This window comes from Candidatus Magnetaquiglobus sp. (assembly GCF_058402785.1).
Map to the genome: position 1 here is coordinate 126,812 of NZ_JBZVFG010000001.1, position 22,851 is coordinate 149,662.

General features: G+C 63.6%; 17 protein-coding genes and 1 other RNA gene. 17 read left to right on the forward strand and 1 reads right to left on the reverse strand.

Annotation, left to right across the window (positions count from 1 at the left end; all coding sequences use genetic code 11):
* Window positions 1–276: 276 nt before the first annotated feature.
* Window positions 277–741, reverse strand: coding sequence for a hypothetical protein (locus ACV4UY_RS00540; protein WP_491605720.1), 465 nt, complete (start codon window positions 739–741; stop codon window positions 277–279).
* Window positions 742–1,166: 425 nt separating this feature from the next.
* Between ACV4UY_RS00540 and ACV4UY_RS00545 the strand changes: the two genes are divergently transcribed.
* From ACV4UY_RS00545 to ftsW, 17 genes are all read left to right on the forward strand, one after another.
* Window positions 1,167–3,230 (forward strand): 4Fe-4S binding protein, encoded by a 2,064-nt coding sequence (locus ACV4UY_RS00545; RefSeq protein WP_491605721.1) that lies wholly within the window; start codon window positions 1,167–1,169, stop codon window positions 3,228–3,230.
* Window positions 3,231–3,403: 173 nt separating this feature from the next.
* A complete protein-coding gene (nosZ, locus tag ACV4UY_RS00550; protein ID WP_491605722.1) occupies window positions 3,404–5,338 on the forward strand; it encodes a TAT-dependent nitrous-oxide reductase in 1,935 nt (644 codons plus the stop codon).
* 174 nt (window positions 5,339–5,512) lie between these two features.
* Complete coding sequence (locus ACV4UY_RS00555) at window positions 5,513–6,820, forward strand: nitrous oxide reductase family maturation protein NosD (protein WP_491605723.1); 1,308 nt, start codon at window positions 5,513–5,515, stop codon at window positions 6,818–6,820.
* Window positions 6,817–7,740 carry an ABC transporter ATP-binding protein gene (locus ACV4UY_RS00560; RefSeq protein WP_491605724.1) on the forward strand — a complete coding sequence of 308 codons (924 nt, stop codon included), beginning with the start codon at window positions 6,817–6,819 and terminating at the stop codon, window positions 7,738–7,740. Before ACV4UY_RS00555 ends, ACV4UY_RS00560 begins: the two co-directional genes overlap by 4 nt.
* 198 nt (window positions 7,741–7,938) lie before the next feature.
* Window positions 7,939–8,766 (forward strand): ABC transporter permease, encoded by an 828-nt coding sequence (locus ACV4UY_RS00565; RefSeq protein WP_491605725.1) that lies wholly within the window; start codon window positions 7,939–7,941, stop codon window positions 8,764–8,766.
* Window positions 8,767–8,877: 111 nt separating this feature from the next.
* Entirely contained in the window at window positions 8,878–9,381 is a 504-nt protein-coding gene (locus ACV4UY_RS00570) for a nitrous oxide reductase accessory protein NosL (RefSeq protein ID WP_491605726.1), read from the forward strand.
* A gap of 752 nt (window positions 9,382–10,133) precedes the next feature.
* The gene (locus ACV4UY_RS00575) at window positions 10,134–11,177 is read left to right on the forward strand and encodes an inorganic phosphate transporter (RefSeq protein ID WP_491605727.1); all 1,044 of its coding nucleotides are present in this window, start codon (window positions 10,134–10,136) and stop codon (window positions 11,175–11,177) included.
* A 94-nt stretch (window positions 11,178–11,271) separates the two neighbouring features.
* The gene (locus ACV4UY_RS00580) at window positions 11,272–11,970 is read left to right on the forward strand and encodes a DUF47 domain-containing protein (RefSeq protein WP_491605728.1); all 699 of its coding nucleotides are present in this window, start codon (window positions 11,272–11,274) and stop codon (window positions 11,968–11,970) included.
* 187 nt (window positions 11,971–12,157) lie between these two features.
* Window positions 12,158–12,570: RNase P RNA component class A (rnpB, locus tag ACV4UY_RS00585), an RNA gene on the forward strand.
* Window positions 12,571–12,919: 349 nt separating this feature from the next.
* The gene (gene rsmH / locus ACV4UY_RS00590) at window positions 12,920–13,930 is read left to right on the forward strand and encodes a 16S rRNA (cytosine(1402)-N(4))-methyltransferase RsmH (protein ID WP_491605729.1); all 1,011 of its coding nucleotides are present in this window, start codon (window positions 12,920–12,922) and stop codon (window positions 13,928–13,930) included.
* A complete protein-coding gene (locus ACV4UY_RS00595) occupies window positions 13,927–14,196 on the forward strand; it encodes a cell division protein FtsL (protein WP_491605730.1) in 270 nt (89 codons plus the stop codon). The genes rsmH and ACV4UY_RS00595 overlap by 4 nt, the downstream gene beginning before the upstream one ends.
* On the forward strand, window positions 14,193–16,322 hold the full coding sequence (locus ACV4UY_RS00600; protein ID WP_491605731.1) for a peptidoglycan D,D-transpeptidase FtsI family protein: 2,130 nt from the start codon (window positions 14,193–14,195) through the stop codon (window positions 16,320–16,322). The genes ACV4UY_RS00595 and ACV4UY_RS00600 overlap by 4 nt, the downstream gene beginning before the upstream one ends.
* Entirely contained in the window at window positions 16,319–17,812 is a 1,494-nt protein-coding gene (locus ACV4UY_RS00605; RefSeq protein WP_491605732.1) for a UDP-N-acetylmuramoyl-L-alanyl-D-glutamate--2,6-diaminopimelate ligase, read from the forward strand. The genes ACV4UY_RS00600 and ACV4UY_RS00605 overlap by 4 nt, the downstream gene beginning before the upstream one ends.
* A complete protein-coding gene (locus ACV4UY_RS00610; protein ID WP_491605733.1) occupies window positions 17,809–19,200 on the forward strand; it encodes a UDP-N-acetylmuramoyl-tripeptide--D-alanyl-D-alanine ligase in 1,392 nt (463 codons plus the stop codon). The genes ACV4UY_RS00605 and ACV4UY_RS00610 overlap by 4 nt, the downstream gene beginning before the upstream one ends.
* A complete protein-coding gene (mraY, locus tag ACV4UY_RS00615; RefSeq protein ID WP_491605734.1) occupies window positions 19,190–20,275 on the forward strand; it encodes a phospho-N-acetylmuramoyl-pentapeptide-transferase in 1,086 nt (361 codons plus the stop codon). Before ACV4UY_RS00610 ends, mraY begins: the two co-directional genes overlap by 11 nt.
* On the forward strand, window positions 20,275–21,648 hold the full coding sequence (gene murD / locus ACV4UY_RS00620) for a UDP-N-acetylmuramoyl-L-alanine--D-glutamate ligase (RefSeq protein WP_491605735.1): 1,374 nt from the start codon (window positions 20,275–20,277) through the stop codon (window positions 21,646–21,648). The genes mraY and murD overlap by 1 nt, the downstream gene beginning before the upstream one ends.
* Entirely contained in the window at window positions 21,635–22,825 is a 1,191-nt protein-coding gene (gene ftsW, locus ACV4UY_RS00625; protein ID WP_491605736.1) for a putative lipid II flippase FtsW, read from the forward strand. Before murD ends, ftsW begins: the two co-directional genes overlap by 14 nt.
* The last annotated feature ends 26 nt before the right edge of the window (window positions 22,826–22,851 follow it).

Sequence of the window (22,851 nt, forward strand, 5' to 3'; positions counted from 1 at the left end):
AACCACTCACGATGTGGCGATGGAAAGATCATGCAAGGAATACACCAAATGATTTCAGAGAGAACACAGAACAAACAGGCCATTCTGGGCAAAGCGCCAACATGAAAACACCCGCTCCAGAACCAACGAACAGGGGGTTGATTGTCCAGCGTGAAGGCGGGGATGACGCAACAAGGGAGGGGCGAACCCCCGTTCCTGCCGACACTCCTAAAGCGTGCGCGCAAGGGGGTCACAAAACAAGGGAGGGGCGAACCCCTCCCCGGTTTCCAGGCGAACTTACTTCTTCTCTTCCTTGGCGGCAGGCGCGGCGGGCGCGACAGGCGCGACACCCCAAGCCGGAGCGCCCCAGCCCGGACCATAGCCCCAACCCGGACCACCCCAGCCCGGACCATAGCCGTAACCAGGATACCAGCCGTTGTTCCAGCCGTTGTTCCAGCCGTTGTTCCAGCCGTTGTTCCAGCCGTTGTTCCAGTCGTTGTTCCAGTTGTTGTTACCGGAACCGGCGACATCGCCGCCCATGTTGAAACCGAAATTGCCCGAGCCACGACCACTGCCATTGTTGGCCCAGTTGTTACCCCAGTTGTTATTCCAGTTGTCGTTCCAATTGTTGTAGTTGTTACCCCAACCGGGACCATTGCCCCAACCGGGACCGCCCCACCAGGCCGATGCATCGCCCGCGGTCAGCATGGCCGCACCCCCCAGCAGCGTCGCCAGGGCCATCATGCGCAAACCTTTTTTCATTGCAAATTCCTCCTCATGGTTAAAACTTCCGAGATGTTCGTTAAGAACGTACCGAGAATCCACCCGCGGGCATCGGTCACTCTCCCCATGACGACTCATAACTTTCCCGCAGTATGGACACTTTAACCCGATCCGATTTGGCAAGTAAATTAAAAAAATTTCAAATTCAACACCCCTTGACGCGGGAACTCGGATCGTTTTGAGAATATCAAAGAAGTTGCAGGTGTATAAGTTATATTTGTAAATATCATGACCTTCTGACCCGGAGTTTCCCAAGCATGCCCAGGATGTTTCCAACCCGGCTCCCCGTCTCGGAGCGCCAAAACCCGCACGACGGGGGACGCCTCCCCTCACCCGCCGTCCATGGACCTCTCCATGGGCGTTCCACGGCAAGACGCGCATGGACGATCGCGCTGCTGTGGACGATGGTGCTGCTCGCCCCTGGAGCGATCCAGGCACGGGAGTTCGGCGACTACGACGTTCAGGTTCAACCCGCCGAGGTCTTTCCAAACGCCGACCGCTTCGATCCTTTGGGCGGCACGCCGAAAAGCGCGGTCGCCTACAAGAACGACAAACCGGTGGGACATGTGTTCCAGACCAGCGACATCGGCTACTCCGGAAAACCGATCGAAATCCTGGCCGGCGTCAGCAAGGAGGGGATCATCACCGGCGCCAAGGTGGTCAAACACGCCGAACCGATCCTGTTGATCGGGATTCCGGAGCAGAAGCTGTTCGATTTCGTCTCCCGCTACGTGGGACGCGATCCGATCAAGGAGGCCGAGGCCGCCGGCAAGCAGGCCATCGATGCCATCAGCGGAGCCACGGTCACCGCCATCGTCATCAACGACGGCATTCTGCGCTCGGCGCGCAAGATCGCCCGTGGCGGACAGGCCGAAACCCAGACCGTCAAAACCACCCTGATCGAGCCCCCCTTCAAGGCCGCGGACTGGAACGGCCTGCTCGGCGACGGCTCGGTGCGCCGCATGACCCTCAACCATGGGGACGTGGATTCGGCCTTCGCGAAACTCGGCGCCCCCTCCGGCGAACCCTACGTCAAGGTGATGCCGCCCGAGACCTTGTTCATCGATCTGCACATCGCCCTGGTCACCCCGGAGGCGATCGGCAGGAACCTTCTGGGCGAGGCCGAATACGCCAACATGCGCGAATGGCTCGCCCCCGGACAGCAGGCCCTGCTGATCGTGGCCAACGGTTCCTACTCGTTCCGCGGCTCGGGTTTCGTGCGTGGCGGCATCTTCGACCGCTTCAAGATCAACCAGGACGGCAGCAGCATTCTCCTGCACGACTACCAGTACCGCCGGCTGCGCGATCTCGGACCCGACATGCCGAGCTTCGAGGAGATCGGACTGTTCAAGATGCCGGAAAACTTCGATCCCACCCGTCCCTGGGCGCTGGAACTGCTCGCCCAACGCCCGACCGGGCCGATCGAAAAGATCTTCACCAGCTTTCTCGTCTCCTACAACCTGCCGGAGCGATTCATCCAGCGTCAGGCCATCGCCCCGGCCTCGACAGCCGTCGAACAGGCCACGGCGACCCCCGATGACGGAACCCCGCCACTCTGGCAACGGATCTGGAAGGATCGGACCTCGGACGTGATCGTACTGGCCGTTTCGCTCATTTTCCTGACGATGATCTTCTTTTTCCAGGAACTTCTCGTCACCCATCCGCGCCTGGTGGCCTGGCTGCGGCGCGGATTCCTGCTCTTCTCGGTGGTCTTCATCGGCGGCTACGCCCAGGCGCAACTCTCGGTGGTGAACGTCTTCACCTTCCTGCACGCGTTCATGGGCGGATTCCGCTGGGAGTTCTTCCTCATCGACCCCCTGATCTTCATCCTCTGGTCCGCCACCGCCCTCTCCCTGCTTTTCTGGGGACGCGGCGCCTTCTGCGGCTGGCTCTGCCCCTTCGGCGCCCTCACCGAACTGCTCAACTGGGTGGCCCGCTCCCTCGGCGTACCCCAGTTCCGCATCCCCTTCGCCTGGCATGAACGGCTCTGGGCCCTGAAATACGTTCTTTTCCTGGGGCTTCTGGCCGTCTCCCTCTCCTCCATGGCCATGGCCGAAAGACTGGCCGAAATCGAACCGTTCAAGACCGTGGTCCTGCTGCGCTTCGATCGCGAATGGCCCTTCGTCCTCTACGCCCTGATCCTGATCGGCCTCGGCCTGTTCGTCGAACGGTTCTTCTGTCGCTACCTCTGCCCCCTGGGAGCCGCCATCGCCATTCCGGGACGCATGCGCATCTTCGCCTGGCTCAAACGGCGACGTCAGTGCGGCGATCTCTGCTCCAACTGCGGAACCGAGTGCTTCGTCCAGGCGATCCTGCCCAACGGCGAAATCCATCCCAACGAGTGCTTCTACTGCCTGCACTGCCAACTGAATTACGTCAACGAGAACGTCTGCCCGACCCTGATCATGCGCAAAAACCGCCGGGAACGCCGCACCGCCGCCAGCCAGAACGAAGATTCGGCATCTTGAGAAAAATGTTCCACCTGGAATTGATCTGCATCAATTTCAGGTGGATATTTTGCTGTTTCGATTTTTCGGGTGTGTTATACGCTGTGTGAAAACACACAGCGGGCGACCAGGCGATCACGGTCGCGAAATCCACGATCGAAACACACTTTTTCAAGACCCAAGGGGAGAGAACCATGGCGGAGAACGAAAAGCAGGGCGTAACGCGGCGTGATCTGTTGGAAACCGGCATCAAGGTGGCCACGGTGGGTGGTCTGACCGGCATGGCCTGTCGTGCCGGCGTGGTGGGTGGTGGCGCCCTGGCCGCCGCCGCGGCCACCCTGCCCGCGACCGCCTCGGCTGCTGGCAAGGCCGACGTTCCCCCCGGTCAGCTGGATGAGTACTACGGCTTCTGGAGCGGCGGTCATTCCGGCGAGGTCCGGGTTCTGGGTCTGCCGTCGATGCGCGAACTGATGCGCATCCCGGTCTTCAACCGCGAGAGCGCCACGGGTTGGGGGCTGACCAACGAAAGCCAGAAAATCCTCTCCGAGGGGTTGACCCCGGAGACCAAGGAGTATCTCAAGAAGCAGGGCAAGGTCACCTATGATCATGGTGACACCCACCATCCGCGCATGTCCTACACCGCCGGCAGCTACGACGGACGCTATCTGTTCATCAACGACAAGGCCAACACCCGTATCGCCCGTATCCGTCTGGACATCATGAAGACCGACAAGGTGCTGGAGATCCCCAACGCCCATGCCATCCACGGTCTGCGTCTGCAACGCCATCCGAAGACCGGCTATGTCTTCTGCAACAGCGAAATGCGTCTGCCCATGCCCAACACCCCGGAGACCATGAAGGATCCGAAAAAGTATTCCGGACTCTTCTCCGCGGTCGATGCCGAAACCATGAAGGTGGCCTGGCAGGTGCTGGTGAGCGGCAACCTGGACAACAACGATGCCGACTATCAGGGCAAATATGTGGCCTCGAGCTGCTACAACTCGGAAGAGGGCTTCACCACCGCCGAGATGACCGCCTCCCCGACCGATCACGCCGTCTTCTTCAACATCGCCGCCATCGAGGCCGCGGTCAAGGATGGCAAGGCCAAGATGATCAACGGCGTGCCGGTGGTCGATGGTCGCAAGGATGCCAAGTCCCCGTTCACCCGCTACATCCCGGTCGCCAACAGCCCCCACGGCTGCAACGCCACCCCGGATGGCAAGTATGTGGTGCTCAACGGCAAGCTCTCCCCGACCGTCACCGTGATCGAATGGGCCAAGCTCGACGACCTGTTCGCCGGCAAGATCACCGAAAAGGATTGCGTCGTCGCCAATCCGGAGATCGGCCTGGGTCCGCTCCACACCACCTTCGATGGCCGTGGCAATGGCTACACCTCGGTCTTCCTGGACAGCCAGATCGTCAAGTGGAACATCGAAGACGCCATCAAGCAATACAAGGGCGAGAAGGTCAATCCCATCCGCCAGAAGCTGGATGTCCACTACCAGGTCGGACACACCAACGCCTCGAATGCCGAGTCCAAGGATGCCGACGGCAAATGGCTCGTGGCCCTGTGCAAGTTCTCCAAGGACCGTTTCCTGAATGTCGGCCCCTTGAAGCCCGAAAACGACCAGTTGATCGACATCTCCGGCGACGAGATGAAACTGATCCACGACGGCCCGACCTTCGCGGAACCCCACGATGCCATCATCGTCCACAAGTCCAAGGTGAAGCCGGTCGAAGTCTACAACATCAACGACCCGATCTTCGCCGGTCTGCATGCCCAAGCCAAGGCCGATGGCCTGGTGCTCGGCAAGGACAGCAAGGTGGTGCGCGACGGCAAGAAGGTGCGCGTCTACATGTTGAGCCATGCCCCGACCTTCAGCCTGACCGATTTCACCGTCAAGCTCGGCGATGAGGTCACCGTGATCGTCACCAACGTGGACGAAGTGGTGGATCTGACCCACGGCTTCACGATGGTCAATCACAACGTCTGCTTCGAGGTGGGACCCCAGGCTTCGGCCTCGGCCACCTTCCGCGCGGATCGTCCGGGCGTCTCCTATTATTATTGCCAATGGTTCTGCCATGCGCTCCACATGGAGATGCAGGGCCGCATGTTCGTGGAGGCGTGACGCTTCCTGAATAACAGAGCGTGTCTCGCCGCACGGCGGGCATCTCGCCGTGGAGCGCATGGAGGCGTTCCATGGATGGGGGGTGTGAGGGGGCTCCCCCCACAACCTGGAGTGGTGGTTCCGGCGGTCAGGTTGATTCTGGCCGCCGGATTTCTTTGTGGGGATGGAGAGGTCATGCCTGGCCTGATTTGGGGCATTCGTCATCCAGTGGTCGCCGCTCTCCTGGCTGTTGTTGCGTTCTCCCCAGGCGTGCTCGGCGCGGAGACCCGTTCGGTCCCTCCCGGTGAGGCGTCCTTGCGCCAGGCGATCGCCGCTGCCCGGCCTGGGGACACCTTGCGTCTGGAATCGGGTTGGCATGGCGCGGCGGTGGTGGATCGTCCCTTGACCCTCGAAGGTCCGGCGGATGCCATCATCGACGCGGCTGGCAAGGGGAGTGCCCTGGTGATCCAGGCTCCCGATGTCGTGATTCGCGGCATGACCCTGACCGGTTCGGGCATCGTGGAGCCGGATCTGGACAGCGGCATTCTGTTGATGAAGGGCGGGGACGACGCGCGGGTCGAGAAGACCCATGTGATCAGCAATCTGTATGGCATTTCGGTGCAGGGTGCCCAACGAGCCCTGATCCGCGACAACGACATCGCCAACCGCAACGATCTTTGGGAAAACGATCGCGGCAACGGCATCAACGTCTGGAACTCCACCGGCTCCCGCTTCGAGCACAACCGCATCGACGGCGGTCGTGACGGTCTTTACATCCACACCGCCCACGGCAATGTGATCCACGCCAACCGTTTCACCCGGTTGCGCTTCGCGGTCCACTACATGTATGCCAACAAGAATGACGTGACCGACAACATCTCGGTGGAGAACACCGTCGGTTATGCCCTGATGTACTCCGAGCACTTGAAAATCCAGCGCAACATCTCCTTGAACGACCGCGATCACGGTCTGATGTTCCACTCGTCGCACCACTCGACCCTGGACCACAACCTGGTGCGCGGCACGCGGGAAAAATGCACCTTTATCTACACCTCATCCAAGAATATCATTCACCACAACCGTTTCGAGGGGTGCGAGATCGGCATTCACTTCACCGGCGGGTCGGAGAAAAATGCCATTCACGAAAACGCCTTCATCAACAACCACACCCAGGTGAAATACTCCGGCATGGTCCATTACGAGTGGTCGAAGGAGCGGCGTGGCAACTACTGGAGCGACAATCCGGCCTTTGATCTGGATGGGGACGGCATCGCCGATGTCGCCTATCGACCCAACACCCTGATGGATCGGGTGGTGTGGAACTATCCCCTGGCGAAACTGCTGCTGGCAAGCCCGATCATGGAAACCCTGCGGGTGGCCCAGGGACGCTTTCCCTCGCTCTCTCCTGGCGGCGTGGTGGACAGTTGGCCTTTGATCGCCCCTCCCGGCGATCCGGTGCCGGTTCCCGCAGAAGCCTCCTTTTACATCGGAAGTCGCTCATGAGTGGGTCTGCCTTGTTGGCGGAAGCGTTGGTGAAGGAGTATCCGCGTCATCGCGCCTTGAACGGGGTGAGTTTTTCCATTCCGCCGGGTGTTTGTCTGGCGTTGTTGGGTCACAACGGCGCGGGCAAGACCACGTTGATGAAGCTTCTGCTCGGTTTGACCCGTCCGACGGCGGGTCGGGTCGAGGTGTTGGGTGAGGATCCCTTGCGTGCGCCTCTTGCCTTCCGGCGTCAGATCGGTTTTTTGCCCGAGCATGTCACCTTTCACGACGAGTTGACCGGAGTGGAGACCTTGCGTCACTACGCCCGATTGAAGGGGGAGGATCCGCGTCGTCAGGTGGCGTTGTTGGAGCGTGTCGGACTTTCCCATGCCGCGGACCGGCGTGTGAAGGGGTATTCCAAGGGAATGCGTCAACGATTGGGTTTGGCGCAGGCGTTGCTTGGGCGTCCCCGGTTGTTGTTGCTCGACGAGCCGACCACGGGGTTGGATCCGATGTTGCGGCAGGAGTTCTATCGGGTGATTCAGGAGTTGCGTGCCGAGGGTGTGACGGTGATGCTCTCCTCGCATGTCTTGACGGAGCTTGAGGCACGCACCGATCTGGCGATGATCATGGAGCATGGATCGGTCAAGGCGTTCGGAACGTTGGATGCCTTGCGGAGTCAGGCGGATCTGCCGGCTCTTTTCAGAATCAGGTGCGCGCGCGCGTGTATTGTGGCCGAGTCGGTGGGAGATGTCATGCATCGGTTGGTGTCGGAGAGCGAGTTGGAGCTTTCGGTGCCGGTGCGGGACAAGATGGCGGTGTTGCGGCGGTTGATGGCCTGTGGGGTTGAGATCGAGGATCTGGAGATTCAGTTGCCGACGTTGGATGATGTGTATGCCCATTTCGGGCGTGAAAAAGATAAGGACGAGGATGAGGGATAGGGATGGACGGTTAACCGTTGCGGGGGACGGGGGCCGAAGGTCCCCGACGGAGGTTCGGAGGCAGCGCCCGAAAACAGGCTTATCGCGTAAAGCACGCGAAAAACCAAAAACAACGATAAAAAACAAACCTAAAGGGCGTGGCCCTTGGATCCCGCCAGTCATGCCTGGCCCGACAACCCTTTTTTCACGAGCCCCCCCATGAGCCCACTCTTGGTGATCGCCGACAAGGAGACCCGCGACGCCCTGCGCAACCGCTGGGTGATCAGCGCCACACTCCTCATGGCCGGCCTGGCCTTCTCCCTCACCTTTCTCGGCAGCGCACCCACCGGCCAAATCGGCGCCAAACCCCTCGCGGTGACCGTGGTCAGCCTCTCCAGCCTCACCATCTTCCTGGTGCCGCTCATCGCCCTGATGCTCTCCCACGACGCCCTGGTCGGCGAAATGGAACGCGGCACCCTGCTGCTGCTGCTCGCCCACCCGGTCACCCGGGCCCAGGTGGTGCTCGGCAAGTTCCTCGGCCAAACCAGCGTCCTGGCCGTGGCCACCATCGTCGGATATGGCGCCGCCGGAGTCGCGGTGGGACTCCAGACCGAAGGGGCGGATCCGGAAAGCTGGCGCGCCTTCGCCGCCCTGGTGGGCAGCTCGGTGCTGCTCGGGGCGATCTTCATCGCCCTGGCCCACCTGGTCAGCGCCATCGCGCGCGAACGGGGCGGGGCCGCCGGAGTGGCGATCGGACTGTGGCTGCTGTTCGTCGTGCTCTACGACATGGGACTGCTCGGCGTGCTGGTCGCCACCAAGGGACAGATCCATGAAACGGTGTTTCCCTGGCTGCTGATGGGAAACCCGACCGATATCTTTCGCCTGTACAATCTGACCGCCTTCGAAAACACCCGTACCTTCTCCGGACTGGCGGGACTCTCTGGACAAATGGATTTCTCCCCCGGCATGCTGCTCGGCGCACTCCTCGCCTGGACCATCGTTCCCCTCGCGGCGGCAATCGCCATCTTCCGACGCCGGGAATTATAGTTCTCCTTGGATTGGCCCGCTTGATCCGTGAATCACCACATACGCCCGACACAAACCCCAACCCTCACTCAAAAACCAGGCGCGATCAGAACGATGCACAGGAACCCCGGCGTGACCCGAATCGCGATTCTGTTTCTCACCCTGATGTTGACCGCCTGCGGCAACGGCCCGGAAGAAAAGCCCCCAGCCCCCATCGAGCCCACCAGTTCCACCAAGGGGTTCTACTGCGGCATGAGCCTGGCCGAACATCCCGGCCCCAAGGGGCAGATCCACGTGGCCGGCGAAGCGGGGCCGTTGTGGTTCTCGTCGATCCGCGATGCCCTGGCCTATCTGCAACTGGAAGGAGCCACGCGCCGCGTGCGCGCCTTCCATGTCCACGACATGGGACGCGCGGATTGGAACACCCCCCAGGCCGGCACCTGGATCGATGCCACCCAGGCCTATTTCGTGCTTGGCTCGCGCCGGGAAGGGGGCATGGGCGGCTCCGAGGTGGTCCCGTTCGGCGACAAGGCCAAGGCCGAAGCCTTTACCGCCGGATTCGGCGGTCGGGTGCTCGATTACACCGCGGTCCGCAAGGAGGAGATGTTCCCGGCCAAGGGCGACGCGGGCGGTTGATCGCTCCTCGATCCACAGGAACTTTCCCGGATCCGGGCGGTCCAATCCTCATCAAGACACGTGGGGGAACCGGTCCCCATGGCGACGGGTTGGCGTCGTTTTACGTCGAACCGATCCCTTTTTCCCTCAAAACCGGCTTTGGGTGCCGATTTTTTTGCATGAAGGTTTGGTTAAATAAAAATGAATATAAAATAAAAACAACAACTTAATAGACAGCTGCAGCCAATACGTCATTTCCATAGAAAAAAATTTTGCACCACCCCACGAAAACCCTTCCCCCCCCCGCGCACGTCAGGCTATGATGCGGTTGCTGGGTACGTTGAGAGACCCGGAAAACTTGGCACAACGGGAAATTAGGCTTCCGCCTTCCGATCCATGCAAAGATCGATTCGTGACGCGCGCTAACCATCGAGTCGTTCTTTACTTGGCGCGGAGAGCAACAAATCCCGACGTGAAGAATCCAAGAAGAGACAGAAGACCAACTCCACGGTCTTGACGGATCATTCCCGCTCAAGAAACATGGGGAAGCGGTCGCCATGCCTCCATCGCGACTCTTCATCGACGAGCAGGACCAAACCGATCCCGGCAACAGGCTTGCTGAATCGTCAATCCGAGATTCCAAGACTACAGCCAAACAAGGACCGGATGGTCGTTCTTACGCCCGTTTTCCAAACCATTTCAACAACATCTGCTCACAAATCGGCCTGCTCTGCTATCGCACTTCTTGAATGCATCGCAAGGGAAAGGAACTCATGGATACCCTGTATACATTGACCGTGGTGGCGGTAGTCATCGTCTTGATCTTCGACTACACCAACGGCTTCCACGACGCCTCCAACATCATCGGCACCATCATCGCCTCGCGCGCCATGACCCCGATTCAATCGGTGATCATCGTGGCCACCTTCGAACTGCTCGGGCCGGTCCTGGGCGGTACCGCCGTGGCCAACACCCTCGGCAAATTCATCACCATCGGGGATGTACCCAAGGCCATCGCGATCGGGGTCATCCTGTGCGGCATCTTCGGCGCCATCTTCTGGAACCTTCTGACCTGGTGGTTCGGTCTCCCCTCCTCCTCCTCCCACGCCCTGGTGGGCGGCCTGATCGGCGCCGTTGTCGCCGCCGTCGGCGGGGATCACGTGATCTGGGGCGTCGCCGATCTCATGAGCGGCAAACTCAACGGCTTCATGAAGATCCTGGCCTCATTGATCCTATCGCCGATCCTCGGATTCTGGGTAGGCTTTGCCATCGCCCGCTTCATCCGCGGTCTGCTGATCAAGGCCACCCCCGCGGTCAACAAACCCTTGCGTCAGGCCCAGTTCCTCACCGCCGCCGGTCTGGCCTTCTCCCACGGCTCCAACGACGCGCAAAAGAGCATGGGCATCATCACCATGATCCTGGTGCTGGGTGGTTTCATCGAGAAGTTCGTGGTGCCGACCTGGGTCATCTACTCCTGCGCCATCGTCATCACCCTGGGCATCCTGTCGGGTGGATGGCGTATCGTGCGCACGGTGGGCTTCGGCATCTACAAGGTGCGCCCGCTGCATGCCATGAGCACCCAGCTCACCTCCGCCACCCTGATCCTCTCCGCCGCGGTGATGGGCGCCCCGGTCTCCACCACCCACGTCGTCAGCTCCGCCATCATGGGTATCGGCGCCTCCGAGCGTCCCAAGGCGGTGCGCTGGGCCAAGGCCAAGGAGATCGTCAGCACCTGGGTGATCACCATCCCCTGCTCCGGCGCGGTGGGTGCCATCACCTACTACCTCGTCAAGGTCTTCTCGGGCGGTGCGATCTAAGGCTCGTTTGTGATACAGAACCGTCAAGATTTTCGATAAACAACAATTCCCGGGCCTAAAAACGGGCCCGCATGCTTAGCAAGGAGAAACGAACATGAGTGGCAGCTCCAATTCCCTGGCTTCCAAAATCCTGGCCAACGTCTTCCCGCGCGTGCCGGACTTCTACGGCATGATCAACGACCAGTGCGATGTCTGCGCCCAGACCATGGACGCCCTGGCCGAGTTCATGGAAACCGGCACCGAGGAGAAGGCCCTGCAGGTCCGCGAACTCGAGAAGCGCGGCGACGAGATCAAAGAGCGCAACATGACGGTCCTCAACCAGGCCTTCGCCACCCCGATGGACCGCGAGGACATCTACCGCGCCGTCACCTCCATCGACATGATCATCAACTACGCCAAGACCACGATCCGCGAGATGGAAGGTCTGGGCCTCAAGCCCGACGAACACACCCGCGAGATGGTGCAGATGATGCGTGAGGGTGTCGATGCCCTCAAGCGCGGCTTCCAGAAGCTGGGTGTCACCCCGGCCCTGGCCGATCAGGATGCCGAAGCGGTCCGCAAGGCCGAGCGCAACACCGAGAAGGCCTATCGTCGCGCCATCGCCGATCTGTTCCAGGTCGATGCCCATCTGCGCGCCCTGGACAACAACGAGTCCCGCGCCCATTCGGCGGCCCTGACCCACGTGATCGAGATCTTCAAGCGTCGCGAGCTGTATCGCCATCTTTCCAATACCGCGGATCGCATGGCCGAGGCCGCCGACGTGTTGCACGACATCGTGGTGCAGATCTCGTAGGATCGCTGTCGGGATCCATCGAGTTCCTTGAAAAAAGAGGCGCATCCGTTTGGACGCGCCTCTTTTTTTGCCGACACGATGCCAGCGCGGGTTGGATCCGGGGGCAACGCTCGTCACGCTGGTTGGCGTGGCTCCTTGACTTCCCGGCCCGATGCGGGCAAGGTGACGCGCGACGCGAGTCACAATCGGAGTGGGACGGATGGTCGCCGACCGTTGAAAAACGGTGGGAGGAAAGTCCGGGCTCCACAGGGCAGGACGCCGGGTAATCCCCGGCGGGGGTAACCCCAGGGAAAGCGCCACAGAAAGCAAACCGCCACGCTTGTCGGATCGCTTCGTGCTCGCGCACGGGGCCGACAACCGAGGGCAAGGGTGAAAGGGTGCGGTAAGAGCGCACCGCGCGTCCCGGTAACGGGAGCGGCACGGCAAGCCCCGTCCGGAGCAAGACCACATAGGGGGGCGTTTGAAGACGGCCCGTCCAGCCCCCGGGTAGGTCGCTACAGATGTCCGGCAACGGCCATCGCAGAGGAATGACCGTCCCCCCGCCACCCCACGGGACAAGGCGGCGGGGGACAAAACCCGGCTTACAGGCCCACTCCGGTCCTTTTTTCTCGACCTCTCCACCCGCCTCCCGGCGCGCATCGGGAATCCGATGCCGAGGGGCGTCTGATCCTGTCGGATGCGCCGCCTCCCGGCGCGCATCGGGAATCCGCCGTGTCCATCCCGTTCCCAGGCAGGGATACCCCCTTTTTTTCACGCTTTTGACGCGATTTTCCATCCAGGCGATTGCCTGTCTTGACCGGTTATCGGATCGGAATCTATAATCTCGGATGCGTTAATCACTCCTGGGCCCATGGAGGCGCATCCCAAGATCCGGGCGCCCCTCTGGCGCGTGCGCCGCTCTCGTGCGCCGTCATCACCAGGCAACACACCAAGGAAAGGATGGGCCGGCTTGCTCGAGGCCACCAACCATGCGGCCCAGGACGACTCCGGGGGCCACCGCGCCGTGATGCCGGAGGAAACCGTGGCGGCGCTCGCCCCACGACCGGGTGGTTGTCTGGTCGATGCCACCTTCGGTTCGGGTGGCCATGCCCGCCTGCTGCTCGCCGCCTCGGCGCCGGATGGTCGGGTGATCGCCCTGGATCGGGATCCGGAAGCCGTCGAACGGGGTCTGGCCCTGGCCGCCACCCTCGCGGGCCGGCTGGAAATGATCCACGCGCCGTTTGGCGGGTTGGAAACACACCTGGCCAGTCGCGGATTGATGGGCAAGATCGATGGTGTTCTCTTTGATGTCGGGGTCTCCTCGCGGCAACTGGATGTCGGCCAACGAGGCTTCTCCTTTCGACTGGACGGACCTCTGGATATGCGCATGGACCCTTCGAGCGACGGCCCCACGGCGGCGGACCTCATCAACCGGCAAAGCCCGGAAACGCTGACCCGGATGTTCTGGGATCTCGGCGAGGAGCGGCATGCCCGTCGAGCGGTGCGCGCCATCGTGGCGCGGCGCGAGCGCGAACCGTTCGCCACCACCACGCAGTTGGCCACCCTGCTGGAACAAACCCTCCCCCATGCCGGACGAATCCATCCGGCCACGCGCATTTTCCAGGCGTTGCGCATCGCGGTGAATCGGGAGCTGGAAGAGCTGGAAAGCGGACTGGACGCCGCGTTGCGGGCCGTGGCTCCGGGAGGTCGGGTGGCGGTGATCAGCTTTCACTCCCTGGAAGATCGCATCGTCAAACAGCGTTTTCGCGCCTTGACCCTGCCCCCGCCGCCACCGAGCGGACCGGCGGCGCTGTTGCCCCTCCGACCGGCGCCCTTCGAACCCGGTTTCCGTCTGCCCCACACCCGCTCCATCGTCCCGAGCGAAACGGAAATCGCCACCAATCCCCGTGCGCGCAGCGCCAGACTGCGGGTGATCGAGCGTGTCGGGGAGCCCCTCGGGCGCCGGGAGCGGAACAAATGAAATCCCCCTGGATGCTGCATACCCTGCTGGCGATTCTGCTGGTGATCACCGCCGCCATCACCATCGCCTCGCGCATGTGGATGCAGGAGGCCCATCGCGACCTGGAGAGTCATCTTAAAAAACGGGTGCACCTGCTGGATCAAGAGCAGGCGCTGCGCGTCGAATGGGTGGCGCGCACCGATCTGAACACCATCGAACGTCGGGCCAAAAAGGATCTGGGCATGCGCCCGATGCGTCCCGATCAGTGGCGCGAGGCACCCGAGTGAGCACCGGCAGGAAGGTCAATCGTCTGGCGGGCCTGCTCGCCGGCTTGCGCACTCTGAGCGGACTCCTGCCCCGGATGCGCCGGCGTTCCCGCGCCGGCCAGTCATCCCCGTCCGCCTCGGCGCCCCTGCCCTCCCCGGCCCTCACCCCGGAGCGGCTGAAGCCCCGTCCCGGCGTCCGCCCGCCGGAAACCGTGAACATCGGCATGCGCCTGAAGTTCCTGCTCGGATTCTTCATGCTCGCCTTCACGATCCTGGCCGCCCGCGCCGTGGATCTGACCGTGGTGCAGGGGGATGATCTGCATCGCCGCGCCCTGCGCCAGTACCAAAAGAAAATCACCGCCCAGGGCCATCGCGGCCAGTTTCTCGACCGGCGCGGCCATACGCTCGCCATCAGCCTGCCGGTGCGCTCCCTCTCGGTGGACATCGATCAGGTCCACGATCGCCAGCAACTGGCCGATCAACTCGCGCCGATTCTCGGGGTGGAACGCTACTACCTGCGTTCCAAGCTCAAACGGGCCAAGGTCGGCACCTATCCGATCATCGCCCGCAAGCTGCCCCCCACCATCATCCAGAAGATCCAGCATCTGAACAATCCGGCGCTGTTCTTCATCCCGAACATGCAGCGCTACTACACCCTGGGCGAGATCACCGGTCACATTCTCGGCTTCGTCGGTTTCGACGGCAAGGGGGCGGAAGGGCTGGAAAAGGTGTTCCAGAAGGATCTCGAGGGGCAGGCCGGCACCCGCATCATCACCCAGGACCGCATGGGTCGGGTGATGCCGACGGTCAAGAACATCACCGACGCCAAACCCGGTCACGACATCGTGCTGACCATCGACTCCACGGTGCAGTACATCGCCTACCGCGCCCTGCTGCGCGGGGTGACCCGCAGCAAGGCCAAGGCGGGATCGGTGGTGATCCTGGATCCCAAGAATGGCGACATCCTGGCCATGGTGAATCAACCGGCCTTCAACCCGAACAATCTGTTGGAGAGCCATTCGGACACCCGTCGCAACCGGGCCATCCTGGATGCCTACGAACCCGGCTCGACCTTCAAGATCTTCACCATCGGCGCGGCCCTGGATCTGGGCCTGATCAAGGAGAACACGGTCATCAACATCGAGGGTGGCCGCTTCACCATCGGCGATCGCACCATTCGGGACTTCCACGTCGGCCCCCAGAGCCTGACCGTCAGTCAGATCATCCAGAAAAGCTCCAACGTCGGCGCGGCCAAGATCGGCCTGATGATGAAACACGACGTGCTCGAACAATACATCCTCAACTTCGGCTTCTCGCGCCCCACCGGCATCGAGCAGACCAACGAAGCGCCCGGCTCCATGGCCGACATCACCCACTACCGTTTCGTGGGACAGGCCAACCGCTCCTATGGTTACGGCGTGCTGGCCACCCCGCTCCAGATCACCAGTGCCGCCTCGGCGGCGGTGAACGGGGGTCTGTTGCGCCCCCCGCATCTGGTGGCCGGTCGGATCATCGACCACAAACAAACCTCGATCCAGCGTCCGGAGCCCAGGCGGGTGATCTCCGAGCAGACCTCCGCCACCCTGCGACGCATTCTCACCACCGTGGTCACCACCGAAGGGACCGCCGCCCAGGCCAAAGTGGCCGGCTACACGGTGGGCGGCAAGACCGGCACGGCCCGCAAGGCCTCGGGACGCCAGGGGTACATGGGCGGGAGTTATTTCGCCTCGTTCGTGGGCATGATTCCAGCGGAAGATCCCAGGATCGTGATCTTTGTCGGCATCGACGAACCGGACACCAAGCTCTATTACGGGGGTCTGGCTGCGGCGCCGGTCTTCCGGGAGATCGCCGAAGAGATCCTGCCCCTGCTCGCGGTGCTCCCCACCACACCGGCGGATCTCAAGCTCCCGCCACCACGAGACGAGGCCAAGCCCATGCCCCTGCCCGACCCGCCCGGCGCCAGACCGGCGCCTCCCCCGCCAACGGAAGAGGAGACTGCGGAGAAGAAGGGCTACAAGGGGCTCTCCCTGGCCAACGCCCTGGAAAAGGCCCAGGCCCAAGGGATCGTGCCCAAAATCTCCGGATCGGGTCGCGTGGTCCAGGAGATCGTCGGAGAGGAGGGCGAACTGCGCCTGGTGCTCGAATGAGGCTCTCCGAACTGCTCCGTGCCAACCGTGGCCCAGGCTTGCGACAGACCGGCGCGGATGTCGAGATCACCGGGTTGTGCGCGGATTCACGGGCGGTGACCCCTGGCGCGCTGTTTGCCGCCCTGCCCGGCACGCGGGCGGATGGAGGGCGCTTCATCGACGCGGCCATCGCCGCCGGCGCGGTGGCGATCCTGCACGACGGGAGCCGGGCGCTGCCGATTCCGAGCCTGATCCATCCCGAACCCCGCGTGGCCCTGGCCCATCTGGCGGCGGCCTTTCACGACCATCCGGCGGATCGGCTGACCATGCTGGCCGTGACCGGCTCGAACGGCAAAACCAGCGTGGCCGGGATGGTCGAGTCGATCCTGCATGCCGCCGAAACTCCCATCGGAGTGATCGGCACCACCGGCATCCGCCATCCGGGCGGCGCGCTGGCCCCGACGCTGACCACCCCGGATCCGGTCACGTTGCAGGCGACCCTGGCCGCGATGCATCAGGCCGGCTGCCAGGCGGTGGTGGCCGAGGTCTCCTCCCATGCCCTGGATCAGGCGCGTTGCGCCGGCATCCCCTGGCAGGCCGCGGCCTTCACCAACCTGAGCCGCGACCATCTGGACTATCACGGCGACATGGAGACCTACTGGCAGGCCAAGCGCCGGCTGTTCCTGGACCAGCCGCATCCGGATGCCGCCGTCGTCAACCTGGACGACCCGAAAGGGCCGGAACTGGCCGCCGACTGCCTGGCGATGGGGATTTCGGTGAGCGGATTCACCCTCGAGGGCCACCCGGAGGCGGAAATCCGCGCCGAGGGGATCGGCCTCGACTGGCAAACCACCCGCTTCGCGTTGTTCACCCCGAACCAGAGCCACGCCATCACCCTCAAGACCGCCGGAAGATTCCACGTCGCCAACGCCCTGACCGCCGCCGCCCTCTGCCGCCGCATCGGCATCGACATGACCACCATCGCCGACGGACTGGCCCGGTTCCAGCCGGTCAAGGGGCGCATGGAGACGATCCGCCACGGTCAACCCTTTACCATTCTCGTGGACTTCGCCCATACTCCCGATGCCCTGGAGCGGCTGTTGTCCACGGTGATCGAAATCTCTCCGCGGGCGCGGCGCATCCTGCTCTTCGGATGCGGCGGAGAGCGCGACGCGGGCAAGCGTCCGCTCATGGGTGCGATCGCCGCACGCCTGGCGAACTTCACGATCCTCACCGACGACAATCCACGCTCCGAGGATCCGTCCGCGATCCGCGCCGCGATCCGCGCCGGCATGATCGGGGCGGAAGAGCGCCTCCTCGAGATTCCGGGACGGACCGAGGCGATCGGCCAGGCCATCGGAATGGCACGCGCCGGAGATGTGGTGCTGATCGCCGGCAAGGGGCACGAAACCCAACAGATCCTGGCCGATGGCCCGATCCCGTTCGACGATGCCCAGGTGGCCCGTGCCTATCTGGCGGAGATCGGTTTTCAAGGACGCTCCAACCCATGAAACTCTCCTTCATCCATGCCGCCTGCGCCGCCGAATGGGGTTTTGGCGCGCCGTCCGAGGATCCGGAACTGACCGGGGTGACCACCGACAGCCGCAAGGTGGGTCCGGGAGAGCTGTTCGCCGCGTTGGCCGGACCGAACTTCGACGGCCACGACTTCATCGATGCGGCCATCCACCGGGGTTGTGCCGCGCTGCTGGTCAGTCGCCTGCCGGCGTCGCCCCCCTCGGTCCCGGTACTGCGGGTTCCCGATGTCCTGACCGCCCTGGGTCAAGCCGGAACCGCCTGGCGCCGCCAGGTCGCGCCATTGGTGATCGGGGTCACCGGCTCCTCGGGCAAGACCACGGTCAAGGAGATGATCGCCGCCTGCCTGCGCGCCGGGTGCGCGCCGGTCCACGCCACGACCGGCAACCTCAACAACCACATCGGCGTGCCGTTGACCCTGCTGGCCATGCCCGCCGACTGCCGGGTGGCGGTGGTCGAAATGGGAATGAGCGCGGCAGGGGAAATCGCCTTTCTCGCGGGTCTGGCCCGCCCCTCCATCGGTGTCGTCACGAATGTCCAGCCCGCACACCTGGCGTCGTTCTCGGATTTGGGGGCGGTGGCCGCCGCCAAGGGCGAGCTTCTGGCCGCCCTGCCCGCCGACGGCTGGGGTTTGATCCCGGCCTTGGAGCCGCGACGCCCGGTATTGGAGCAGGCCGCGACCCGCTGTCGGCGGATCAGCTTCGGACCCACACCCGACGCCGACATCCGCTGGGAAGATGATCCGACCCGGACCCCGGGCGACGACGCGCGACGCGGCACGATCCTCTGGCCGGATGGAACCCGCGCGACGGTGGATCTGGGAGTGTGCGCCCCGCACCGGGTGGTCAACACCCTGGCCGCCGCCGGCGTCGCCCGGCTGGCCGGCGCCTCCCCCGAGGCGATCGGCGCGGCGCTCACGGCGTTCCAACCCCTGCCCGGACGCGGGGCGGTTCTCGCCGGACCCGAAGGACGGACCATCCTCGACGACACCTACAACGCCAATCCCGGCTCCATGGCGGCAGCCATCGCCTCCCTGGGCAGCCATCCGGCCCGGCGCCGGGTGGCCATCCTCGGCGACATGCTGGAGTTGGGCGCGGAGAGTCCGTCGCTGCACGCCGCCCTGGCCCGCGACATCGCCAGAAATCGCATCGATCTGGTTCTGACCGCCGGACCCCAGATGCGTGCGCTGCACGAAACGCTGCAACGCGATCTGCCGGGAATCGATGCCCGGCACCGGGACGATCCGTCCAACTGGTTGGAAAACCTCTCTACACAGCTCCGGCGTGACGACGTGATCCTGGTCAAGGGATCGCGGGGGATGCGCATGGAGCGACTTGTCAAGGATCTGATGAACCATGCTGTATAACCTGCTCTACCCGTTGAGCGGCCATTGGACGGTCCTCAACCTCTTCAAATACATCACCTTCCGGACCATCGGCGCGATCTTGACCGCCCTGATCCTCTCCTTCATCGTCGGTCCCTGGATGATCCGGGCCCTGGGCCGGCTGCAAACCAACGGACAACCGATCCGCACCGACGGTCCCCAACGCCATCTGTTGGAAAAGGGCGGCACCCCCACCATGGGCGGCGCGCTGATGCTGTTGGCCATCACGGTCTCCACCCTGTTGTGGGCCAATCTGGCCAACCCGTTCATCCACATGGTGCTGCTGACCACCCTCGGCTTCGGGGCCATCGGCTTCTGGGACGACTACAACAAGGTGACCAAACGCAACACCAAGGGGGCACCGGCCTCGGTGCGATTTCTGTTGCAATCCATGCTCGCCATCGGCGTGGCGCTCTATCTCAAGCTCTCTTCGCCAGGCGTCTTCGGCGCCCTGTCGGTTCCGTTCTTCAAGGAGCTGAACCTCGATCTGGCCTGGTTCTTCCTTCCCTTCGCCATCCTGGTGATCGTCGGCTCGAGCAACGCCGTCAACCTCACCGACGGCCTCGACGGCCTGGCCATCGGACCGACCATTCTCACCGCCGCCAGCTTCATGTTCATCACCTATCTGACCGGACACGCCAAATTCGCCAATTATCTCGGCATCTCCTACATTCCCGGAGCCGGCGAACTGACCATTTTCTGCGGCGCGCTGGTGGGCGCGGCCCTGGGCTTCTTGTGGTTCAACACCTATCCGGCCCAGGTGTTCATGGGCGATGTGGGCTCCCTCTCCCTGGGGGCCGCCCTGGGCACCATCGCCATGGCCACCCGTCACGAGATCGTCCTGGCGGTGATCGGCGGAATCTTCGTGCTCGAAACCTTCTCGGTGATCATCCAGGTCCTCTCCTTCAAGCTGGTGGGCAAACGGGTGTTTCGCATGGCTCCGATCCATCACCACTTCGAACTCAAGGGGTGGGCGGAACCCAAGATCATCGTGCGTTTCTGGATCGTCTCCATCATCCTGGCCCTGATCGGCCTCTCCACCTTGAAGATCCGCTGATGAACCACCCCACCCCACCCGTCGGCGTCATCGGCCTGGGCCGCTCCGGAATCGCGGCGGTCCGGTTTCTGGCCGCCCGCGGCACGCCGGTGGTCGCCTGGGATGTCAATCCGGCCACCCTCGCCCCACTCGCCGATCTGCCCGGCGTCACCCCCCTGAGCGGGGCCACGCCCCCGGTGGAGAGCCTCTCGACCTGCACCACCCTGCTCCTCTCCCCCGGCGTGCCCCGCGCGCTGCCGGAGATGCAAACCCTGATCGCCGCCGGAATCCCGGTCATCAACGACGTGGAGTGGCTCCACGCCCACGTCCGCGCCCAACGCCCACAGGCCCGTTTCCTGGCCATCACCGGCTCCAACGGCAAATCCACCGTCACCACCCTGATCGGCCTGATGCTGCAACAGCAGGGGATCGCCACCGCCGTGGGCGGCAACCTCGGCATGCCGGCCCTCTCCCTCTGGGAGGACTCCATGGATGCCTACGTGCTGGAACTCTCCTCGTTCCAGCTCGAAAGCATCGCTGCCTTCCACGCCGAGGTGGCGGTCCATCTCAATCTCACCCCGGACCATCTGGATCGCTATCCGGATCTGGCCGCCTACGGCGCGGCCAAAAGCCGCATCTTCGCCAACGGCAGGCCCGGCGACCGGCTGGTGATCAACGCCGACGATCCGAATCTGGGCGCGGATCTGGCTCGCGCCCGCGCCATGGGGCTTGCAGTCATCCCCTTTTCCGTGGAGCGGCTGGTTCCCGGCGGGGTGTGCGCCTCCGAGGGGTGGCTGATCGACGGACGCGGGACCGCGCCCGTCCCCCTCGTGGAGCTTGCGGCGATCCGCATCCGGGGGGTCCACAACCAGGCCAATGCCGCCGCCGCCACCGCCGCCGCCCTGGCGCTCGGAGTCGCGCCCGAGGCGATCGTCGCGGTCTTGAAGAGCTTTCCCGGACTCACCCACCGCATGGAGCTGGTGCGCACCCTCGACGGGGTGGACTACTACAACGACTCCAAGGGGACCAACGTCGGGGCCACCCTGATGTCCCTGCAATCGTTCCCTTCCGTGGCGGCGGGCGGCGGGGTGGTCCTGATCGCCGGCGGTCGCGACAAGAAGGGAGACTTCGCCGCCCTGGCGCCGGTGGCCCGGCGGGTGGTCGCGGAGGCGATCCTGATCGGCGAGGCGGCCAACGACCTGGCCCGCGCCCTCGCCGATGGTCCCACCCCGCACCGCGCCGCCAGCATGACCGACGCGGTGCGCCTTGCCAGAAAACTGGCCCGTTCCGGCCAGGCGGTGCTGCTCTCCCCGGCCTGCGCCTCCTTCGACATGTTCAAGAACTTCGAGGATCGCGGCGATCAATTCCGCGAGGCTGTCCATGAGCTCGTCTAAACCCTCCACCCCGTGGCGCGAAAAATACGCCGAAGAGAACAAGGGACTCGGCCACATCGACCTGTGGCTGGCCGGAACCGCCTTCGTGCTGCTGCTGGTGGGTCTGGTGATGGTCTATTCCGCCTCGACCCCCATCGCCCTGAAAAAATACGACGACTCCACCCACTACGCGCTGCGCAACGCGGTGTTCGCCCTGGCCGGACTGGCCGCCATGGCCTGGTTGAGCCGTCTGCCGATCGCCACCATCCGCGCCCTGAGTCGCACCGCCTTCTGGGTGCTGATCTTCCTGCTGGTGCTGGTCTTCGTGCCCGGCATCGGCATGGAGGGGGGCGGGGCACGACGCTGGATCAATCTGCGCCTCTTCACCCTGCAACCCTCGGAACCGTTCAAGGTGGCGCTGATCCTCTACGTCTCCCACCTGCTGGCCCTGGAGCCGCAACGGGTGCGCTATTTCAAGGAGGGGCTTCTGCCTCTGCTGGGACTCTTCGGCCTGGGCGCGGTGCTGCTGATGGCCGAACCCGACTTCGGAGCCACCCTGATCTGCGGCATGGTGGTCATGACCGTGATCTTCATCGCCGGCATGCCCCTCTCCTGGATCACCGCCGTGGCCGGAGCCGCCATTCCCCTGGCCGCCGCCGGGGTGATCATGGCACCCTACCGGTTCCGGCGCGTCACCTCGTTCCTCGATCCCTGGGACGACCCCTTGAACAGCGATTTCCAACTGGCGCAATCCCTGATCTCCTTCGGGAGCGGCGGGGTGATGGGCGCGGGACTGGGCGAGGGACAACAGAAACAGTTCTACCTGCCCGAGGCCCACACCGATTTCATCTTCGCGGTGATCGGCGAGGAGCTGGGGCTGATCTGGATTCTGGCCATCATCGCGCTGTTCGCCCTGCTGGTGTGGCGCGCCATGTTGATCGCCCGGATGAGCGATGACCTCTTCGTGCGTCTGAGCAGCGCGGGTCTGACCACCCTGATCGCCTCCCAGGCGATCGCCAACATGGCGGTGGTGATGGGGTTGCTGCCGCCCAAGGGGTTGACCCTGCCTCTGGTGAGTTACGGCGGCTCGTCGATGGTGATCACCCTGTCGAGCATCGGGCTGTTGCTGGCCTTTTCGCGCACGCTTCCGGCCCAGAGCCGGGGTGGCGCCACCAGCCGGGATGGACCTTCGGGGTGACCGGTCCGGGAATGAGGATCGAACGT

What these genes read in the sequence shown, in the direction of transcription:
- ACV4UY_RS00595 (WP_491605730.1), top strand. Translation starts at nt 13,927, where the DNA reads ATGAAATCCCCCTGGATGCTGCATACCCTGCTGGCGATTCTGCTGGTG.
- ACV4UY_RS00565 (WP_491605725.1), top strand. Translation starts at nt 7,939, where the DNA reads ATGAGCCCACTCTTGGTGATCGCCGACAAGGAGACCCGCGACGCCCTG.
- ACV4UY_RS00540 (WP_491605720.1), bottom strand. Translation starts at nt 741, where the DNA reads ATGAAAAAAGGTTTGCGCATGATGGCCCTGGCGACGCTGCTGGGGGGT.
- mraY (WP_491605734.1), top strand. Translation starts at nt 19,190, where the DNA reads ATGCTGTATAACCTGCTCTACCCGTTGAGCGGCCATTGGACGGTCCTC.
- ACV4UY_RS00560 (WP_491605724.1), top strand. Translation starts at nt 6,817, where the DNA reads ATGAGTGGGTCTGCCTTGTTGGCGGAAGCGTTGGTGAAGGAGTATCCG.
- ACV4UY_RS00545 (WP_491605721.1), top strand. Translation starts at nt 1,167, where the DNA reads ATGGTGCTGCTCGCCCCTGGAGCGATCCAGGCACGGGAGTTCGGCGAC.
- ACV4UY_RS00605 (WP_491605732.1), top strand. Translation starts at nt 16,319, where the DNA reads ATGAGGCTCTCCGAACTGCTCCGTGCCAACCGTGGCCCAGGCTTGCGA.
- ACV4UY_RS00580 (WP_491605728.1), top strand. Translation starts at nt 11,272, where the DNA reads ATGAGTGGCAGCTCCAATTCCCTGGCTTCCAAAATCCTGGCCAACGTC.
- ACV4UY_RS00575 (WP_491605727.1), top strand. Translation starts at nt 10,134, where the DNA reads ATGGATACCCTGTATACATTGACCGTGGTGGCGGTAGTCATCGTCTTG.
- murD (WP_491605735.1), top strand. Translation starts at nt 20,275, where the DNA reads ATGAACCACCCCACCCCACCCGTCGGCGTCATCGGCCTGGGCCGCTCC.
- ACV4UY_RS00610 (WP_491605733.1), top strand. Translation starts at nt 17,809, where the DNA reads ATGAAACTCTCCTTCATCCATGCCGCCTGCGCCGCCGAATGGGGTTTT.
- ACV4UY_RS00555 (WP_491605723.1), top strand. Translation starts at nt 5,513, where the DNA reads ATGCCTGGCCTGATTTGGGGCATTCGTCATCCAGTGGTCGCCGCTCTC.
- ftsW (WP_491605736.1), top strand. Translation starts at nt 21,635, where the DNA reads ATGAGCTCGTCTAAACCCTCCACCCCGTGGCGCGAAAAATACGCCGAA.
- nosZ (WP_491605722.1), top strand. Translation starts at nt 3,404, where the DNA reads ATGGCGGAGAACGAAAAGCAGGGCGTAACGCGGCGTGATCTGTTGGAA.